Source organism: Stenotrophomonas sp. SrG (assembly GCF_050031795.1).
Lineage (GTDB): Bacteria > Pseudomonadota > Gammaproteobacteria > Xanthomonadales > Xanthomonadaceae > Stenotrophomonas > Stenotrophomonas rhizophila_A.
The window spans coordinates 1-256 of the sequence record NZ_JBNBBE010000454.1 but is presented as its reverse complement, the minus strand read 5'-3'; the positions used below and the strand labels follow the sequence as shown (position 1 = coordinate 256).

At 66.4% G+C, this 256-nt stretch carries 1 pseudogene; it reads left to right on the top strand.

Annotation, left to right across the window (positions count from 1 at the left end):
- Positions 1 to 91: 91 nt before the first annotated feature.
- Positions 92 to 256, top strand: a pseudogene (locus ACQG3P_RS20460) (acetyl-CoA C-acetyltransferase); the annotation flags it as partial.

Sequence of the window (256 nt, the reverse complement as noted above, 5' to 3'; positions counted from 1 at the left end):
TGTTCACAGTTGGCCCATCACAGGGCGGCAGCTACACTTGGCCCCATTATGCCTGCTCCGTCGTGCAGGCCATGGTGCAGACACCCCTCCCATGCCAGGTATCTCCATGCCCAACGCTCGTCCCGTCGCCAGTCTCGGTGGCGTCCGCATCCCGTTCTGCCGCCAGAACACCGCCTATTCGGACGTTGGCAACCTGGGCCTGGCGGTACGTACGCTTGGCGCGCTGGTGGACCGGTGCGGCCTGCCCGGGCAGCAG